General features: G+C 41.5%; 17 protein-coding genes and 1 tRNA gene. 13 read left to right on the forward strand and 5 right to left on the reverse strand.

The window, feature by feature from the left end; all coding sequences use genetic code 11:
* Nucleotides 1-66: 66 nt before the first annotated feature.
* Nucleotides 67-330 (reverse strand): hypothetical protein, encoded by a 264-nt coding sequence (locus VB732_RS14630; protein WP_323231591.1) that lies wholly within the window; start codon nucleotides 328-330, stop codon nucleotides 67-69.
* A gap of 195 nt (nucleotides 331-525) precedes the next feature.
* Between VB732_RS14630 and VB732_RS14635 the strand changes: the two genes are divergently transcribed.
* The 3 genes from VB732_RS14635 (at nucleotide 526) to VB732_RS14645 (ending at nucleotide 3,194) form a co-directional block, all read left to right on the forward strand.
* The gene (locus VB732_RS14635) at nucleotides 526-1,548 is read left to right on the forward strand and encodes a tRNA-dihydrouridine synthase family protein (RefSeq protein WP_323231644.1); all 1,023 of its coding nucleotides are present in this window, start codon (nucleotides 526-528) and stop codon (nucleotides 1,546-1,548) included.
* Between the two features lie 309 nt (nucleotides 1,549-1,857).
* Nucleotides 1,858-3,063 carry a murein hydrolase activator EnvC family protein gene (locus VB732_RS14640; RefSeq protein WP_323231592.1) on the forward strand — a complete coding sequence of 402 codons (1,206 nt, stop codon included), beginning with the start codon at nucleotides 1,858-1,860 and terminating at the stop codon, nucleotides 3,061-3,063.
* A gap of 58 nt (nucleotides 3,064-3,121) precedes the next feature.
* Nucleotides 3,122-3,194, forward strand: a tRNA-Arg gene (locus VB732_RS14645).
* 53 nt (nucleotides 3,195-3,247) lie between these two features.
* Here the strand turns inward: VB732_RS14645 and VB732_RS14650 are convergent.
* Nucleotides 3,248-3,400, reverse strand: coding sequence for a hypothetical protein (locus VB732_RS14650; protein WP_323231593.1), 153 nt, complete (start codon nucleotides 3,398-3,400; stop codon nucleotides 3,248-3,250).
* Between the two features lie 62 nt (nucleotides 3,401-3,462).
* Here VB732_RS14650 and VB732_RS14655 point away from each other — a divergent pair, with 62 nt between their 5' ends.
* Nucleotides 3,463-3,588: a hypothetical protein gene (locus VB732_RS14655; protein WP_323231594.1), complete on the forward strand. Its 126-nt coding sequence runs from the start codon at nucleotides 3,463-3,465 to the stop codon at nucleotides 3,586-3,588.
* A gap of 90 nt (nucleotides 3,589-3,678) precedes the next feature.
* Here VB732_RS14655 and VB732_RS14660 read toward each other — a convergent pair whose 3' ends face one another.
* Entirely contained in the window at nucleotides 3,679-4,587 is a 909-nt protein-coding gene (locus tag VB732_RS14660) for an S-layer homology domain-containing protein (protein ID WP_323231595.1), read from the reverse strand.
* Between the two features lie 620 nt (nucleotides 4,588-5,207).
* Between VB732_RS14660 and VB732_RS14665 the strand changes: the two genes are divergently transcribed.
* From VB732_RS14665 to VB732_RS14695, 7 genes are all read left to right on the forward strand, one after another.
* Complete coding sequence (locus tag VB732_RS14665; RefSeq protein WP_323231596.1) at nucleotides 5,208-6,491, forward strand: DUF389 domain-containing protein; 1,284 nt, start codon at nucleotides 5,208-5,210, stop codon at nucleotides 6,489-6,491.
* A 45-nt stretch (nucleotides 6,492-6,536) separates the two neighbouring features.
* Nucleotides 6,537-7,352, forward strand: coding sequence for an ion transporter (locus VB732_RS14670; RefSeq protein WP_323231597.1), 816 nt, complete (start codon nucleotides 6,537-6,539; stop codon nucleotides 7,350-7,352).
* 32 nt (nucleotides 7,353-7,384) lie between these two features.
* Nucleotides 7,385-8,392 (forward strand): mechanosensitive ion channel family protein, encoded by a 1,008-nt coding sequence (locus VB732_RS14675; RefSeq protein ID WP_323231598.1) that lies wholly within the window; start codon nucleotides 7,385-7,387, stop codon nucleotides 8,390-8,392.
* Nucleotides 8,389-9,738: a DUF2254 domain-containing protein gene (locus tag VB732_RS14680; protein WP_323231599.1), complete on the forward strand. Its 1,350-nt coding sequence runs from the start codon at nucleotides 8,389-8,391 to the stop codon at nucleotides 9,736-9,738. Before VB732_RS14675 ends, VB732_RS14680 begins: the two co-directional genes overlap by 4 nt.
* Nucleotides 9,739-9,782: 44 nt before the next feature.
* Entirely contained in the window at nucleotides 9,783-10,382 is a 600-nt protein-coding gene (locus VB732_RS14685; protein ID WP_323231600.1) for a hypothetical protein, read from the forward strand.
* Between the two features lie 56 nt (nucleotides 10,383-10,438).
* Complete coding sequence (locus tag VB732_RS14690) at nucleotides 10,439-11,641, forward strand: HhoA/HhoB/HtrA family serine endopeptidase (RefSeq protein ID WP_323231601.1); 1,203 nt, start codon at nucleotides 10,439-10,441, stop codon at nucleotides 11,639-11,641.
* A 217-nt stretch (nucleotides 11,642-11,858) separates the two neighbouring features.
* Nucleotides 11,859-12,767: a metallophosphoesterase gene (locus VB732_RS14695; protein ID WP_323231602.1), complete on the forward strand. Its 909-nt coding sequence runs from the start codon at nucleotides 11,859-11,861 to the stop codon at nucleotides 12,765-12,767.
* A gap of 178 nt (nucleotides 12,768-12,945) precedes the next feature.
* On the opposite strand, the gene VB732_RS14700 is transcribed toward VB732_RS14695, so the two are convergent.
* The gene (locus VB732_RS14700; RefSeq protein WP_323231603.1) at nucleotides 12,946-14,010 is read right to left on the reverse strand and encodes an AI-2E family transporter; all 1,065 of its coding nucleotides are present in this window, start codon (nucleotides 14,008-14,010) and stop codon (nucleotides 12,946-12,948) included.
* 201 nt (nucleotides 14,011-14,211) lie between these two features.
* Here VB732_RS14700 and VB732_RS14705 point away from each other — a divergent pair, with 201 nt between their 5' ends.
* Both VB732_RS14705 and VB732_RS14710 read left to right on the forward strand, forming a co-directional pair.
* Entirely contained in the window at nucleotides 14,212-14,373 is a 162-nt protein-coding gene (locus VB732_RS14705; RefSeq protein WP_323231604.1) for a hypothetical protein, read from the forward strand.
* A gap of 117 nt (nucleotides 14,374-14,490) precedes the next feature.
* Nucleotides 14,491-16,455 (forward strand): serine hydrolase, encoded by a 1,965-nt coding sequence (locus VB732_RS14710; protein ID WP_323231605.1) that lies wholly within the window; start codon nucleotides 14,491-14,493, stop codon nucleotides 16,453-16,455.
* Nucleotides 16,456-16,460: 5 nt separating this feature from the next.
* Here VB732_RS14710 and VB732_RS14715 read toward each other — a convergent pair whose 3' ends face one another.
* Nucleotides 16,461-17,699, reverse strand: a complete 1,239-nt coding sequence (locus VB732_RS14715; RefSeq protein ID WP_323231606.1) for a cation:proton antiporter — start codon at nucleotides 17,697-17,699, stop codon at nucleotides 16,461-16,463.
* Between the last annotated feature and the right edge of the window lie 42 nt (nucleotides 17,700-17,741).

Below are 17,741 nucleotides of genomic sequence, written 5' to 3' on the forward strand. Positions count from 1 at the left end.
TTTCAGGTTAATTGAAACTTTAGCAGGTTTCAGACAATGACGCAAAAATCCTCTCTCTGTATTCTGCTACGGTGTACACACAAGTCTCTTGATCTGTATCTTTATTGCATCGCCCTGCACGTTTGTTGCATCGCCCTGCATCTTTATTGCATCGCCCTGCATCTTTATTGCATCGCCCTGCATCTTTATTGCATCGCCTTGCACGTTTATTGCATCGCCTTGCACGTTTATTGCATCGCCTTGCACGTTTGTTGCATCGCCTTGCACGTTTATTGCATCGCCTTGCACGTTTATTGCATCGCCCTGCACGTTTATTGCATCGACCTGCAAAAATTAACCCACCCAACGTTACGCAGCAACTTCAAAAGACTTGTATGTACCCTGTAGGTGTTCTCTGGGTCTAATAAAGTTAGTTTATTTCTTGGAAATCCCTGCCTGAAATGCTTTTCCATCGACTTTCTTATGAATGATGAATTAGTAACAATTTTTTGATAGAGTGATGCTTTGCCAAACGCTGTTATCTCCATGTCGTCTCAGGTATCGCTTCCCCGATCGCTCGATCCATACCTACCCCTGACTGCTCTTGCGCCCATGCAGGATGTGACAAACCTCTGGTTTATGAAAGTCATTGCCCATTACGGCAGCCCTGACTACTTTTTCACCGAGTATTTCCGCGTCAATGATACTTCACGGCTCAATCGTAGCATCCTAGCAGCAATCACCGAAAACGACACGAATCGCCCCGTTTTTGCTCAAATGATTGGCGAAAGTATTCCAGACTTAGTAAGAACAGCAATTGATCTCTGCCGCTATAATATCGCTGGAGTTGACTTAAACATGGGTTGTCCAGCACCTAGAATCTATCGTAAAAATGTTGGGGGCGGATTGCTGCTCTTACCAAAAAAAGTGGAGCGGATTTTGGCAGAATTGCGGCAGGCAGTGAGCGATCGCCCTTTGACTGTCAAAATGCGCGTAGGCTTTGAGAATACGGATACCTTTTACGAAATTTTAGATTTAATTAATCGCTACAACATTGATTTGCTGAGTTTGCATGGTCGCACAGTAAAAGATATGTACCACGGCGCAGTGAAATATGATTTGATCGCTGAAGCCGTTAAACGAGTTCATTGTCCAGTGCTTGCCAATGGCAATATCAACTCTGCTACTACTGCCATTGAGGTGCTTTCTCAAACGGGCGCGGCTGGTGTGATGGTGGGACGCTGGGCGATCGGGAATCCTTGGATTTTTAGTCAAATTCGGCAGGCTTTGCGAAAAGAGCCGATAACCCCAGTTCCTTTAGTAGAGGTACGCAACTATATCGATCGTTTATGGCAAACCCCCACAGCCGCAAGTATGCCAGAGCGATCGCGTGTAGGCTATCTGAAAATGTTCCTCAACTACATTGCTCTAAGCGTTGACACTGAAGGTCATTTTTTGCGGCTGATGCGACGGACGCAAACCGAAGTAGAACTGTTTAACCTTTGCGATCGCACTCTCCTTGCTGATAGTACGAAAACTTTAGCCCTAGCGCCCTCTTTGAGCGTCTAACTATGGCAACTATGTTTGGCAGCTGGTTGATTAATGCTGACATAGCCAGAATCTTTGTGTTAAGTAGGTAAACATAATTAATTACACAATGTCATTGCGAATGCAGCGAAGCGAAATGAAGCAATCGCAAGGGCTGGGATTGCTTCGCTTCTCTACAAGACGCTCCGCGAACGCTCGCAATGACTGTAATTAATTTTGCGTAGTTACTTACAACTTGGCAGATCAATTTGATAAATGGAGTGATTGAATCAGATTTTGGGAATAATCCTCATAGTGTTTGAAAGCATCATTTTGGTTGGGCTGCACGCTATGAGAGCGCGATTTTTCAGGAAAAATCTGATTTTTGGCTGTTTATCTATTGCATTGTGCTGCATTTTGTGGACTTATTTTTCATTAATTCCAGTACACGCAACGTCCACAGGGTCTATTGATAATTTGCGACAACAACAGCAACAAATGAACCAGCAACGTCAGAGTGTGGTTAACGATCGCGATCGCTTAACAAATCTCCAACAAGAGGCGCAAAAACACCTGACTGGTTTAAAGCAAAATCTGCAAACTACAGATAGCTATCTTCAAGAGAGTGAATCACGATTACAACTAGCTTCTCAACGCCTCCAGCAATTGGAAACGGATTTAGTTGTAGCAGAACGTTCATATCAGGAGCGGCAAGTAGCAACAGTAGCACGATTGCGTTATCTCCAGCGATCGCCTGCATCTGTGGGATGGGCAGTTTTGCTTCAAAGTCAAAATATCAGCGATTTTATCAGCCGTCGTCATCAGTTGAAGTTAGTGTATCAGGCAGACGAACAAATTTTGGTAAAACTCAACGCCCAAGCAAACTTGATAAATCAACAAAGAACGGGCGTAGAACAGCAAAAAAACGAAATTGCCTTGATTCGTGAACAACTATTAGCACAAAAAGCCGATTATCAAACTCAAGCGCAGTCCCAATCAGAATTGATTCAACGCCTCAATAGCGATCGCCTCGCTTTGGAAGCAGCGCAAAACCAGCTAGAAAGAGAATCTCAAAATCTGGAAGTCTTGATTCAACAAAAAGTAGCAGAAGCTAGAGCAACAGAAGAAGCGCAAACAAAAACCAACAGCCGTACCAGTGTGATCATTCGCGGAACTGGTGTCATGGCATATCCTAGCAATGCTTCTACAAGTAGTCCCTTCGGCTGGCGGATGCACCCCGTTCTTGGCTATCGTCGCTTTCACGCCGGGTTAGATTTTGCCGCTAGCTATGGTAGTACAATTCGGGCAGCCGATTCGGGCACAGTGATTTTTGCTGGGTGGTATGGTGGTTATGGCAGAGCAGCAATTATCGACCACGGCAATGGGCTGACAACCCTGTACGGACATGCCAGCGAGTTGTATATTTATGACGGACAAGCAGTTGAACGCGGACAAGCGATCGCTGCTGTCGGTTCCACAGGTTTATCAACTGGGCCCCACCTCCACTTTGAAGTCCGCCACAATGGTACACCCGTAAACCCAGCTAATTATCTGTGAACCAAGTTTCTCTGGGCTGCAAATTTTATCATAGACGTGCTATAATATGAGAGACTAAGGGCGCGTGGCTCAGTGGATAGAGCAACAGATTCCGGTTCTGTGGGTCGGGGGTTCAAATCCCTCCGCGCTCGTTTTTTTTTACATTAACTAATTATTTGTCACTGTTAACAGATTAACGTCATGTTTAACTAATTCCTCCTAGTTGGAACTGCGTTAGCGAAGCTCGCCGAAGGCATCGCTTCATCAGTGCCAACCAAGATTTGCAGATGTAATTGACTGTGGCGATCGCACTCGCGTAAAACCGTCCAGGCTGACCAATGAAACGAAGATCAATCAACTTTATCAGGTGAAGATGTTCTCTCGGATTTTGTCTTAAATTTACAGCAGATTTTTACATAGATGAATGATTCTTTTGATTTTATTTATCCAATCACAGAACGTTCTCAAATTAAAGCTTTTATAGAATCTGATGCTGGTGTGCAGCAGCAAGAAGGCAAACTCTGTAGTGTGTTTGCTGCTTGGTAGCTACACTTGGCTAGTTTGGTTTGGGTGAGTTGTGCCGCAATTAAACCAGATTCCCAGCGTTGAAATCTTGTCTGATAGCCCGTTTGAGCATCAAGTCCCTGGTTTAGTCCGAACAATATACTGATAAGCAGGTGAATTAATAGCAATTGGTTCTATTTTTCCTTGGGCAACTAAGGTTTGATAAACTAAAGCTGTAATCTCTCCTCTAGTTGCAGGTTGACTTGGATTAAGAACTTTAGTATTTGGATAATTCACCACTATATTTTTTCTGGTTGCTGTTGCTACATCTCCAACTGCATATTGCGGAATATTATTGGCATCTGCGTAAGTGTTAGTAATAAGAAACGACGCAGGACGGGCAGCCTGCCTATCAGTTGTTGAAGGAGATGCAGCTTGAGCTTTTGGTATTAATAAAGGTTGCATCAAAGTAGTAAATGCAAGCGGCATTAAAACACGCCTTTTTACAGGTTTTTGTGCGGTTTTTTGAGGAACTACTCTCTGCGTGACTGTGGGTACAGTAACTGCTGACGTACCAGTAGTTAGATTCAATCCCTTGTTTAAAGCAACTATAGCCTCAACCTTAGAAACCGATTGATTGGGACGAAAGTATCCACCAGGATAACCTGCCATAAATCCTTGTTGATATGCTTCTTCGATGGGACGACTAGCCCAATAGTTTGTAGGAATATCTTTATATACAGCACCACTTTGTATCTGGCGAATTGGTGGTTGATCAAAAGCTTTACGAATAATTGCTGCAAACTCATCTCGATCTACTGGTTGTTCTGGTCGAAATGTACCATCAGGATATCCAGTTACAATATTTCTTGCAGCCAAACCTCGAATAAATGGCTGTGCCCAGTAATTAGGTTGAACATCACTAAAGGTAGTTGTAGGGGAAGATTGAGCAGATGTTTCTAACGCTCCAGCTGCAACTACTATTAAATTTAAAGTTAGTAAAGATACACCTGCTGAAACTAACTTAGTTAACTGTGTCATAATCCATGCCCCCGATTTCTTCGATTATTCATTATTTCTAATACTTCAATAGTTATTAAAAAATAGTGGAAATTTAGTGGAGAAATTTCTTCCACAGCTTGAAATACTACTAAAGATTGACTGTGCTTATTACTTTAGATATAGATAACGCAACAATGAAAATATCAAAAACGTCAATGTTTTAGTGACGACTTATGTTAGTGGAACAATTTTATAGCAATCTTATTTTAGTGGTGAAAAATATAAATTAGGAAACGAACCGCCAAGGACGCAAAGGACGCAAAGCAAGAAAGGGAGATATAATTTTCACGAATGATTTAGGACTGCTATGAAGCTAAGTAATAAAATATAAAGCTTGCTTTTGAGAAGAAAAATATAGCGGAGTTCTCCACGGCTTTTCCACTATTTAGATTTAATCTAAGTCTCAAACGATAAATTAATGAAATTTTCCTTAGATAACCTTTTTTGCTACCTTATCTATCAGTTATTTTATTATGTACCAATTTTACGGGCAAAAATCAAGTGTTAATTGAATATGAGGTACATCTTTAAAAAAATCTTTCTTTGGGTAGTAGAGTTTTTGTCTGAAAAAACAAGATGGTTAGCGGTAGGAGGGTAGAATGCGTCAACTCATTATTCAAGTGCCACGGGGAAATGGAAAAGCTGTTATCGATATTGCCAAATCTCATAACGGCACAAATCTGGCTCGATTTGAAGGAAATGCAGAAGAACCGATTGATGTGGTGATTGTTCACCTTTCTAATGGAGAAGTTGGCAAAGTTCTGGACAAGTTGCAAGACTTGCCCAAAGTACAAATCACGCTCATACCAACTGGTGTGATGACTCTGCAACCCCCTGCATCGGAAGCGCCGCAACAAGTTGTAGATGTGGAAGAACGCAGTCCGATTGAGATTTTTCTTTCTGGTTTGCAAAGTGTTGGCTCTTGGCGAGGCTTTCTTGGTTATGCAGCACTGGCAGGTTTTGTAGTCTGGATTGGCTTGTATACTAATACAGCTTACTTGCTGGTGGCGGCAATGCTGATAGCACCGTTTGCAGGCCCGGCCATGAATACAGCGATCGCAACTGCATGGGGCGATCGCAAACTCTTAGGACGGAGTATTTTACGATATTTTTCCGCTTTAGCAGTCACAATTGCTACTACTTTTCTACTTAGCCTAATATTGCGGCAAGAAATTCCCACCAGTTTAATGGTAGATAGCAGCCAGGTTTCAGCAGTGGCAGTGATTTTACCATTGGCAGCCGGAGCAGCAGGGGCGCTCAACTTGGTTCAATCAGAACGCAGTAGTTTAGTCTCTGGGGCAGCAACCGGAATGTTAGTCGCCGCTTCCTTAGCTCCACCTGCGGGAATTGTCGGTATGGCTAGTGCAGTCGGTAGGTGGGACATGGCAATTTCGGGGCTGTTCTTACTGTTTTTGCAACTATGCGGCATTAATTTTTCAGCATCCCTCTTGTTCCGAGTGTTCGGGTTGTCTGCTCAAGGAACTCGCTATCAGCGTGGTAAAAAACGGGTATTCTTTTCTGCCTTAGCGATCACTGTCATCGCATTGGCAGGTTTGCTAACTTGGCAGTTCTCTAATTCTCCCAATTTACAACGCTCTAGCCTTACCCAACGTGCCAACGCCCAAGTTCAGAAAACTGTGGAGCAAGTTGGTTTAGCAAAATTAGTCGAGTCGAATGTCCGCTTTACACGATCCAATATTGAAGGGCAGGATACCCTACTATCTGTTGTTTATGTGCAGCGTCAACCGGGAGTCACAGCGTCTAATGAAGAAATACGCTCACGCCTCACCCAATCAATTCAAACCCAATTATTAAAACAGGACTTAAATGTAACACCTCTAGTTGATGTCAACGTGCTAGAAACCCCTGCTAGTAAACAATAAGGACAATTCTCTAAAATTACGAATTACGAATTACGAATTAATCTCATGAGTAGTCCAAAGCTTTCAGAAAAACAAGCCCTAGAAAGAGAACGTAATGAAGTCTTGCACCAGTTGGAAGATTGGCTAGAAATTCCAATGCTGGTGCTGGGCTTTGTATGGCTAGCACTATTCATCATCGAGATCATCTGGGGATTAAACTCTTTACTGGAAGCCTTTAGCATCACCATTTGGATTATTTTTATATTAGATTTTTTACTTAAACTAGCGATCGCTCCTCATAAACTTTCCTATATCAAAAGCAACTGGCTAACAGCTATTTCTTTAGTGTTGCCAGCATTGCGTACTTTTCGGATTATCCGAGTCATCCGCGTACTACGAACAGCGCGGGCTGTGCGAGGTTTACAGTTGTTGCGAGTTATGACTCGTGCTAACCGAGGAATGCGGGTTTTAGCAGCAAGTATTAGCCGTAGAGGATTTGGTTATGTTGTGGCATTAACAATGATTGTTACTTTAATAGGAGCAGCAGGAATGTATGCCTTTGAAAACGAAGTTCCAGTGGAATCAGGGCTGCACAACTACGGCACTGCTTTATGGTGGACAGCAATGCTAATGACAACGATGGGTTCTGACTATTTGCCCAAAACGCCCGAAGGTCGGGTGCTTTGTTTTTTCTTAGCGTTATATGCGTTTGCCGTGTTTGGTTATGTCACTGCAACTCTGGCGACGTTTTTTATTGGCCGTGATGCCGATGATGACGAAGCAGAGTTAGCTGGAGCGAAATCGATTCAAATGCTTCAGAGTGAAATCGCAGCATTGCGCGGGGAAATTCAAGAATTATTGCATCAAAATTCTGAGCGTTGATGTTAGCAAAAATTACTTAATGAGGAAACTTCATGAATGCAGAAATCTCGACAGCTTGGGATAAGGTTCAAAGTATGATAAATGGTTTCATAGCTTTGCTACCGAACATTGTATTAGGGTTAATTGTCTTCATCTTCTTTTTATTTGTTGCCAGCAGAATTAAAGTAGTGGTCAAGCGGTTAACTCGCAATCGTCGTTCTGCCCGAAATCTAGGACTAGTACTAGGAAGGTTAGCGCAAGGGTTAACCATTTTGATTGGGTTATTTATCGCCCTTTCCATTGTGATTCCTACATTTAGAGCCGGTGATTTGGTACAACTTTTGGGAATTAGTGGTGTAGCAATTGGTTTTGCTTTCCGCGATATTTTACAAAATTTCTTAGCTGGAATTTTAATTCTGCTGACTGAACCTTTTCAAATTGATGACCAAATTGTTTTTAAAGGCTTTGAAGGAACGGTCGAAAATATTGAGACACGCGCAACAACAATTAGAACTTATGACGGTCGGCGGATTGTCATTCCCAACTCAGAATTATTTACTAATTCAGTAACTGTAAACACTGCATTTGATAATCGGCGATTAGAGTACGATGTCGGCATTGGCTACAACGACGACATTGATCGTGCCAAACAGTTAATGCTAGACGCAATGCTTAGTGTAGATGAGGTTTTAAAAGACCCGGCTCCTGATGTACTAGCAATGGAACTAGCCGAAAGCACTGTCAACATCCGGGTACGCTGGTGGGTTCATCCACCACGACGGGCAGATAATCTTATTTCGCGGGATAAAGTGATTATTGCAATCAAGAAAAAGCTGGTTGCAAACGGCATTGATTTGCCCTTCCCAACTCAACAAATTCTGTTCCACGACCAGACAGAAGAGACAGATGGAAACCGCTCTCGTCAGCGTGAAGGTTGGCCAGCTGGTAAAGGTGAAGTACCAAAGCCTCGCCGCATCAGCGATTCACTCAGGTTACTTGCTCAAGCACGCTCCTCAGAAGATAATAACGGCAAAATAGATTCTCAAACCAACCAACAATGATAAATGTCAAGGTAAGCAAACTGTGGGATCAGCTCCACTCAAGTTACTGGTTCATACCGGCGGTTATGGCGGTAGTAGCTACTGCTTTAGCTTTCACAATGCTTAATCTTGACCGTACAGGCAAGGTAGACATTGATTATTGGTGGATTTATACAGGTGGAGCAGATGGGGCGCGATCGCTGTTAGGATCGGTTGCAGGTTCGATGATTAGCGTTGCTGCTACAGCCTTTTCAATTACAATTGTGGCGCTTCAGTTGGCTGCTTCCAATTTCGGGCCGCGACTTCTGCGTAATTTTATGCAGGATACAGGTAATCAAATTGTATTAGGCACGTTTATTGGTACGTTCATCTACTGCTTGTTCGTACTGCGGACAATTCGTGGAGAAGGAGATGGATACGAACAGTATGTGCCACAACTTTCAGTTACAGTCGGCACTTTACTCGCGATTATTAGCATTGGTGTATTAATTTATTTTATCCATCATGCTTCAACCATAATTCAGGCATCTCACGTAATCCAAAATGTTAGTGAGGATTTACATTCAGCAATTAAGCGGCTATTTCCAGAAAGAATTGGGCATGGTGAACCAGAACATAGACAAGGAATTGAAGAAATTCCCATGTCCTTTGAGAAAGAAGCTTTACCGATTCGAGCTAATGGCACTGGTTATTTACAAGCAATTGATAATGGGGAATTGATGGAAATTGCTTGTAAACATAATTTGCTAATACGCCTTCAGGTTAGACCGGGAAAATTTCTAATTCAAGGTAGCGATTTAGCCTTGGTTTTTCCTGGAAAAAAAGTAAATAAAAAACTTACCAAACAAATCAATGATGCTTTTATTTTGGGCAAAGAACGTACAGAACAACAGGATATAGAGTTTCCAATTGATCAATTAGTAGAAATTGCTCTGCGTGCCATTTCCCCTGGAATAAATGATCCATTTACTGCAATTCGCTGTATTGACCGAATTAGCGCCGGACTGTGCCACTTAGTTCAAAGAGATTTCCCTTCGCCCTATCGCTACGATAAAAATAACAAATTGCGCTTCATTGCCGAAGGAGTCGATTTTCAAGGATTGATTGATCGTGCTTTTAACCAAATTCGCCAGTATGGAAAGTCGGATGCAGGAGTAACTATTCGTTTGTTAGAAGCTATAGCTGTAGTTGCTACTTACACCAACAATTCTAAATATCAAGCAAGCCTGCGCCATCATGCTGACATGATTTTACAAGATAGCCGTGAGGGACTCTCACAAGAACAAGACTACAAAGATGTAGAAGAGAGTTATTATCAGGTCATTAAAAATTTAAATAATGATGACACTAATAAAGATTGGGATTAAGTATAAAAATTGCATTTTAAATTAACATTTTTGAGGTAATAATTATGAAAATTCTGAATTGGAAAGGTTATCGAATTATCGCATGGATAGGACAGGCTCTACTAACAATTTTTGTCATAGCCGCAGCAGTTCAAGGTAAATGGTCAAATGCCTTGGGTCTTGCAGTCTTCCTTGTTATATCCTTTATATTTGTCATCCGAGATGATAAATTACCCACTTTATTTGATTTTTTGTTTGTGTTGGCTGCATTGCTCAATGCTACTGGTTGGGTATGGAATTTATTTGGTATGCCAGGCCCCTATGACGAAATTGTTCATGCTTATACGACTTCTGCAATTACCTTAGCACTTAGTTTTTTAGTCTATGGTTCAATGTTGAATATATTTCGGAATCATACACTTTTGTATTTAGTAACAATTACTAGTTTTGGGATTGCTATTGGCGCTTTGTGGGAAGTCATAGAATGGTCTGCTGGTAAAATTCTCAGTACTCAAGTAATTGAAAGCTTAGATGATACCATTATCGATTTAGTTATGGATACTCTCGGCGCTGGATTAGCAGCTTTAATTAGTCTTTGGGCATTACAAAAATGGACAAGCCGAAATACAAATACAACCAATTCACAAAGTGAGACATACATTTAAATTAAACAATATTTGATACTTGATAAAACACTATGAAAACATCAAAAAATAAGTTTATGAGTTGGAAGCTAAAAACTCATGTGCTGCTACCTTTTATTGGCATAACTACAGGTTTTTTGAGTAGCTGTTCAACAGATTTTTCTGGAAAAGTTCGTCCTCAAATTGTTACTTCTCCTATAGTTAAGGAGACACAGAATCAAAGTTCGCGCCCTCTAACACCAACTGCTGAGGACAACAATTTTGTGGTTGAAGTTGTCGAAAAAGTAGAACCAGCTGTAGTTCAAATTAATACTTCCCGAACTATCAGAAGCGCAGTACCACAGTTACCTGATACATTAAATGACCCATTCTTTCGGCGCTTTTTTGGTGACACTGTACCAACACAGCCTCAAGAACGAGTAGTGCGCGGTGTAGGCTCTGGTTTTATCATCGATCCCAATGGGCGAATTCTCACCAATGCTCACGTTGTTAACAATGCAGATACGGTGACGGTATCATTTTCTGACGGTCGTACTGTTGAGGGCAAAGTGCTAGGACAAGATACGGTGAGCGATGTTGCAGTTGTGCAAATTCCTGGTAATAACTTACCAGCAGTAGAAATCGCAAATCCTGACTCTGTAAAACCAGGACAATGGGCAGTTGCGATCGGTAATCCTTTAGGTTTACAACAAACGGTAACAGTAGGTGTTATTAGTGCGATTAACCGTTCTTTAAATCTTTCTACCAGACCTAGTAGTTATATTCAAACCGACGCAGCAATTAACCCCGGAAATTCAGGCGGGCCACTCTTAAATGCTCGCGGTCAAGTCATAGGCGTTAACACTGCAATTATTCAGGGTGCTCAAGGTATTGGTTTTGCCATCCCTATAGATACAGCTCAACGAATTGCCCAGCAATTAATTACCCAAGGCAAAGTAGAATATCCTTACTTAGGTCTTCAGATGGTGACACTAACACCCCAAGTGAAGCAAAGAATCAATAATTATCCCAACAGTAACGTCCGCATTATCGCAGACCAAGGGATTCTTGTTGTTCGCGTTGTCCCTAATTCTCCTGCTGCCAGAATTGGATTGCGGCCAGGAGATGTTATTCTCAGAATTAACAATCAACCCGTTACCACATCTGAAGATGTTCAGCAGATTCTTGAAAAAAATGGCTTAAATAATAACTTGCAAATCCAAGTACTACGCAACACACAAAACTTAGTATTTACAGTAAAACCTGAACCACTACCATTACCAAATAACATCCAATCTTAAGTTTTAAAACTGAATTAATTGGAATTCATAATCCAATAATCGATTTGGTAATGGACTCTCTTAAAGCTAGATGAGCAGCTTAAAAGAGCCTTTGGGAATTGCAACTGCAACAAAGCATAATAGCTTATCACCTAACGACAGTAACCTTGGCAATAATCTAGGTTAGTAAAATAGGCTCAGGCTTTTGAGGAAGCATTTTTAACAACTGTATTTAACTATGAATAAAATCAAATACTTTTTATTGGGGTTGTTAGGATTAATTGCCGGACTTGTAATTTACGGCTTAATCGAACCTTATATTATTGATATAGAGCCGCAAGTGGCTATAATCCCCGGTCTTCCTGCTGCTTGGCAAGGGCAACGAATTGCAGTAATTGGTGATTGGCAGGTGGGAATGTGGTTGGCAAACACTCCTACCATCCGCAGAATTGTCACGCAATTAGTTAAAGAACGCCCCAGTGCGGTCTTGATTATTGGCGACTTTATCTATAATGCAGGCGAAGATCCCAGTGCTGAAATTAATCAAGCAATTGAGTTGGTTCGTCCATTAACTGCTGCTGGTATTCCTACATATGCTGTTTTAGGTAATCATGACTATGGCATGAAATCTAAGAACGGTTCCCCGGACATAGCACAAGCTACTAAGCTGGCTGAATCTTTGGAAACTGTGGGCGTGCAAATGTTACAAAATGAAGCTGTGCCATTGGCATCATCCACCAAGCTAGATGAGCAAGCGGTTTTATACTTGATAGGTATTGGCTCAGATTGGGCTGATCAAGATAAACCCCAAGTAGCCCTGCAACAATTACCAGATGCAGCGCCCAGATTTGTCATGATGCACCATCCTGAGTCCTTTGTCGAATTTCCTTCCAACACTGCACCTGTGGCTGTAGCAGGACACACCCACGGAGGGCAAATTCGTCTGCCATTCACTCCTGAATGGTCTTGGTTGACTTTTGTCAAGCAGGATGAGGTTCATACTGATGGCTGGATCGATGGGTATGGACAATCAGGAAACCATCTTTACGTGAACCGAGGAATTGGTTTCAGTATCCTACCAATACGAATTACCTGCCGGCCTGAAATTACTCTGTTTACACTCAGACAAAATAGCAAATCCACATAAACATTACTGTTTAATATCATGTCAGGCTAATCATTTACTATGGTGTGCATCGTGTTCATCCCGTTTCTATCAAAGTTAAATCCTCTTAAATTGGCAAATATCTTGTTTAGATAAATTAAATACCTATCATAACGCTAGTCTGATAGGTGAGAAATTTTCTAGAACAATAGTATTATCCTTATCTCCTACTTCCTACCTCATGCCTACTGCCTGCTGTATTATTTTCCTGCCAGTTATTGAGTACATCCTCTACCAAAACTTCTTTGATCCAAGTTTGCAACACAATTACTAAAGGCACAGCAAGAAATACACCTAAAAACCCGAAAAAGCTGCCAAAAAATACCACTGATACTAAAGTAACTGCTGGCAAAAGAGATGCTTGGCTTTTCATCACTAAAGGCACTATAACTAGACTTTCAACCTGCTGAATTCCAAAGTACAAAGCTATAACTGCGGCGATTTTCCAAGGTTCTTCATTTAATGCTAGCAGTGCAGGCGGAATCACGCTCAAGGTTGGCCCAACATTTGGGATAAATTCTAATAATCCTGCCAAAATAGCATTAACTAATGGCAATGGTATTCCTAAAATCAACAGTCCAACATAGCTGAATGTTGCAATGACTAGCATAGTAAGAAGCGTGCCTTTTATCCAGCCAGTCAACGAGACTGTACATTTATTTAGGATGTCATCAACTCGCCGCCGATAAAAAGCAGGGAATAGTATTATAAATCCCTGCCGATAGGGTGAGGGATTGGCTAATAACATGATGGTAAGAGCTACAAAAAGCAGCAAACCTAAAATAATAGAAAGCGAGCTACTGACCAAGCTAAAAAAGTTATTTATTAACCGATTTAACCAATCTTGTAAACCTTGAGTCAGATACCTAAGTCCCCGAATATTTTCTAATAGTTGGTCAGGAATTACATTTTGTAACCAGTTATTCCACGATCGCAACCGTTCTAGTCCCATAGGCATAATATTACCAAATTGTTGCAATTGGTCAATAAGACGCGGCACAATCAGCGCAAAAAAACCGACTAAAACGACTAACAAGAGAATAATTGATATGGCAACTGCAATTCCTCGCTTAATGCGAAATCTTTGGAAAAAGCTCACAAGTTGATTTAGAACTGTAGCTAAAACTATCGCTGCAAATACCACTAAAAGTATTTGCCTAATTTGCCACAGAATGTAAAGAGATGTAACAAGAACGAGAAACCCGATCAATTGTCCGAATCGCACAATGTAGCCTCCATTTTTTATTATTTACAGTTATTGTGCTGAATTTAATTACTCCAAAATAGCTGTATTACTATATTTAAAAAGCCACTAAAAGACTGATTTTTGAATATCAACGATATATCCACCTTGCGACAGAATTTAGCATTTTATTAAGAGAGTAATCTGAAATAAGCAACCCTTGAAGGCTGTACTCATAAAAAAATGCAAAAACCACGCCCCAGTAATATGTTGATACGTGCCTTCGCATTGATTTTTGTCAGTTTAGCTATCTTTGTGGTTGGCTCAATATTCTTTAACTTGAGTAGGCAATCTCAAGAAAACCCTGAAAGTATTGAAGAGCCTGAACAGGGATTATTGAAGTAATACAGTAGGAACCTCAGCAGCTAAGACTTATCTAAGTAATAGAGTTGGTAAATTTGCATCATGTATAAACCAATTAAGTTTATTTGTTGGGTATTGATAGGCATCCTCTTTTTTTCGATGTCCGCTTTGCCTGCCTTGGCTAGAGATGTAAATATATCCAAATTCCCGCTTTCAGAACCTCAACAGCAGCAACCAACTGAACCAAAGCAGCCTGTAATAACATCTCCTACTGCGCCAGGATTAAGTAATCCCCAAGAATTTGAAGGCTTTGTAGACAAAATCATCAACGAAGAAATATCAAAGTCTCATGTTCCTGGCGTAGCTATTTCTGTGGTTAAAGATGGGAAACTATTTTTTGCTAAGGGCTATGGTTACGCGAACGTAGAAAAAAATATACCAGTTATCATAGATAAAACTTTGTTTCGCGTAGCTTCCATTTCCAAGTTATTTGCAGCTACAGCAGCAATGCAGTTGTACGAGCAGGGAAAGCTTGATTTAGATGCTGATATTAATAAATATCTCACCAGTTTTCAGTTAGAAAATCCTTATCCTGAACCAGCTAAAGTTGCTCAGTTGATGACACACACTGACGGTACTACTAAACGCCGAATCGGTCTTGCAGCTCGTACCGCAGCAGAAATAAAGCCACTAGGAGATTACTTAGCTGAGTATATGCCACCTGTTGTTTGGCAACCCGGTAAACTCTACAGTTATTCCAGCCATAGCACAGCTTTATTAGGATATTTGGTAGAAAAAGTTTCCGGTATTCCCTTTGTTGAATATATTGATAAAAATATTTTGCAGCCGTTGAATATGGGACGGAGTACCTTCCTTCAGCCACCCCCGCCGCCTTTAGCTGATGATTTGGCTGTGGGTTATCAGTATCAAAATGGTAAGTTCAAAGCTGTTCCATATCTATATTTAAATATCGCTCCAGCTGCGTCCATGAGTTCGACAGCTACAGATATGGCTAATTTTATGATTGCCCATCTACAATACGGCCGCTACGAAAACTCTCGAATTTTGGAACAAGATACTGTGCAGTTGATGCATAAGCAGCATTTCACCCATCATCCCAAATTGCCAGGTACTGGCTACAGTTTTCGTGAACGTTTGGAAAACAATATTCGGGTGATTGGACATTTGGGAAGTTTGCGGGGTTATTCTAGCTCCCTGACTTTAATGCCTGAGCAAAATATTGGCATTTTTATTGCCACTAATAGCTTTGGTGGGGTGGCTGGCAAATTCCTAACTCAGTTTCTAGACCGCTATTTTCCTGTTACCAATAAATCTACACCTGTTAAACCTATTGGTCTTACCGAGGAGCAACTTAATCGCTTAACTGGTACTTACCGTGATTTTGAATATCCCCGCGACACCTTTGCTAAGGTAACTGCACCGTTTAAACATATTAATATCAAAAAAGGCGAAAATGGTACTTTGATAATTAGTACCCCTGGTTTGTTCTTTTTGGGGCATACTCCAAAGCACACATTAATTCCTGTGGAACCACTGTTATTTAAGCGAGTTGAAGATGATGCGTTTACTGCTTTTGGGGAAGACAGCCGGGGGAATATTGCATTTGTCTTCAATCCATTGTGGTCTAAGATTGGAGCCTATGAGCGGATATCGTGGTATGAAAATATTTGGGTACAGTTAGGAGTTATTGGCTTTTGTGCAATTGTTTTTCTGTCAGCCTCTATTGTTGGGTTAATACTTCCTTTAATAGGTAGGTTGAGAGGCAAGGCTTTTATAAGTGAGCAGAAGTATAACAGTGCTTGGGTAGTAGCTGGTATTGTCGGTACTCTCAATTTATTGTTTTTGATTGGCTTGCCTTTGTCGCTGTGGCTGATAGGTGTATGGAAACTTGTGTATGGTGTACCTGGCATTGTTGTGGCATTACTTTGCCTACCTTTGATAACCACCGTTCTAGCACTTGTACTAAGTTTGTTTACTGGATTAGCTTGGGTAAATAATAGCTGGTCTTTTATTAAGCGATCGCACTACTCTTTGATTACTGTAGCTGGATTGATTTTTATTCCCTTGTTAGCTTACTGGAATTTATTAGGGTTTCAATTTTAAGTCAGTTATCTATGTTGCTTACCGTAGAGTTTAGCCAAGGGTACAGCAGTGCAACCGTGGACGAGGATTGAAGCACAAATAACTAAACTACCTATAATCCAGGGTTCTTCCACACCCGTCTGACGCACTGAAAGAAAAGCATAAAAGAGCGCTGCCACACCAATAGGGCCGAACCACCCTAAAAACAAGGCATCCTGCATCCCTCGCAACCGCCCAAGCAGGGGACGCAGTAACAGCACTGCTGGTAGTCGGCGTAGCAACAAAATCGCTACCACCAACAGCAAACCCTTCCAACCTAACTCGAACCATTGCTGCCAGGGTAGATATAAACCCAATAAGACGAAAATATACAAAGTAAAAAAGCGGTCTACTGCCTCCTGTACGTTCTCTTCTTCAGCTCTGTCACGACCGCCTACAACCATATCAAACGTGATTCCCGCCGCAAAAACTGCCAGGATTCCATCGCTACCAAGTAGCTTCACAAGACCCAATACAGCTAAAGAAAGAGCGACAGTATAAGCTAGAAAAGATTCCTTCTCTAAGGTTTGTTTGGTTTCAGCCCACTGCAAGAGCCGACCTGCTAGGTAGCCGATAAGCGCTCCCATCACCACAGCTGCTCCTACTTCCCACAGTAAAGTTTTAGTGAGCCAATGAAGTAGAGCTTCTTGTGGCGGTTTAGTCAATATTAGAATTGGCAGAAGGACAAAGGGATAAGCCAGTCCATCATTTGCGGCAGATTCAGCAGAGATGGTATGGCGGATACGTTCGGGAAGGTTCTGCTCGGCAACTTTCCCTGTGACAACGGAAGTAGAAACGACCGGATCGGTAGGAGTAATCACAGCCCCAACCAGCATGGCTACCCAAAAGGGTAGACCTAACAGCAGATATACCAGCAGTCCACTAATCAACCACATCAGGGGCATCAACAGTCCTAGCAGCACGGACAGGATGCGCCAATGTTGAAAAGGGTAAGCCTTTGGTAGCCGCAATGCCACTCCCATCACTTGGATAGCGATCGCTAATCTTGCCCCCTGCTCTAAAATCATCTCTGGTTTACCCCAGTGAGCAAGGTCAATTAAGCCAAACACAGATGGACTCAATAACACCCCAACTACTAAAGCTATAAGAGGGTCTGAAAGAAACAACCGCTCTTTGAGCCAGCCAGACAACAGCCCTAGTCCTAGCACTAGCCCACCAAGGGTTAAGAGGGCTATATTTATCTCACTTGAGGTTAACTGGCTCATAGTTTTATATTTTTAGCAACTCAAAATTTTTTTAAGTTGATA

Origin of the sequence: Nostoc sp. UHCC 0252 (genome assembly GCF_034931145.1) — a bacterium.
Taxonomy (GTDB): Bacteria; Cyanobacteriota; Cyanobacteriia; order Cyanobacteriales; family Nostocaceae; genus Nostoc.

Bases quoted from the DNA above. Each gene is read 5' to 3' on its own strand.
- VB732_RS14710 (WP_323231605.1), top strand. From the start codon at position 14,491: ATGTCCGCTTTGCCTGCCTTGGCTAGAGATGTAAATATATCCAAATTC.
- VB732_RS14675 (WP_323231598.1), top strand. From the start codon at position 7,385: ATGAATGCAGAAATCTCGACAGCTTGGGATAAGGTTCAAAGTATGATA.
- VB732_RS14665 (WP_323231596.1), top strand. From the start codon at position 5,208: ATGCGTCAACTCATTATTCAAGTGCCACGGGGAAATGGAAAAGCTGTT.
- VB732_RS14640 (WP_323231592.1), top strand. From the start codon at position 1,858: ATGAGAGCGCGATTTTTCAGGAAAAATCTGATTTTTGGCTGTTTATCT.
- VB732_RS14715 (WP_323231606.1), bottom strand. From the start codon at position 17,699: ATGAGCCAGTTAACCTCAAGTGAGATAAATATAGCCCTCTTAACCCTT.
- VB732_RS14690 (WP_323231601.1), top strand. From the start codon at position 10,439: ATGAGTTGGAAGCTAAAAACTCATGTGCTGCTACCTTTTATTGGCATA.
- VB732_RS14680 (WP_323231599.1), top strand. From the start codon at position 8,389: ATGATAAATGTCAAGGTAAGCAAACTGTGGGATCAGCTCCACTCAAGT.
- VB732_RS14695 (WP_323231602.1), top strand. From the start codon at position 11,859: ATGAATAAAATCAAATACTTTTTATTGGGGTTGTTAGGATTAATTGCC.
- VB732_RS14685 (WP_323231600.1), top strand. From the start codon at position 9,783: ATGAAAATTCTGAATTGGAAAGGTTATCGAATTATCGCATGGATAGGA.
- VB732_RS14660 (WP_323231595.1), bottom strand. From the start codon at position 4,587: ATGACACAGTTAACTAAGTTAGTTTCAGCAGGTGTATCTTTACTAACT.
- VB732_RS14705 (WP_323231604.1), top strand. From the start codon at position 14,212: ATGCAAAAACCACGCCCCAGTAATATGTTGATACGTGCCTTCGCATTG.
- VB732_RS14655 (WP_323231594.1), top strand. From the start codon at position 3,463: ATGAATGATTCTTTTGATTTTATTTATCCAATCACAGAACGTTCTCAA.
- VB732_RS14670 (WP_323231597.1), top strand. From the start codon at position 6,537: ATGAGTAGTCCAAAGCTTTCAGAAAAACAAGCCCTAGAAAGAGAACGT.
- VB732_RS14635 (WP_323231644.1), top strand. From the start codon at position 526: ATGTCGTCTCAGGTATCGCTTCCCCGATCGCTCGATCCATACCTACCC.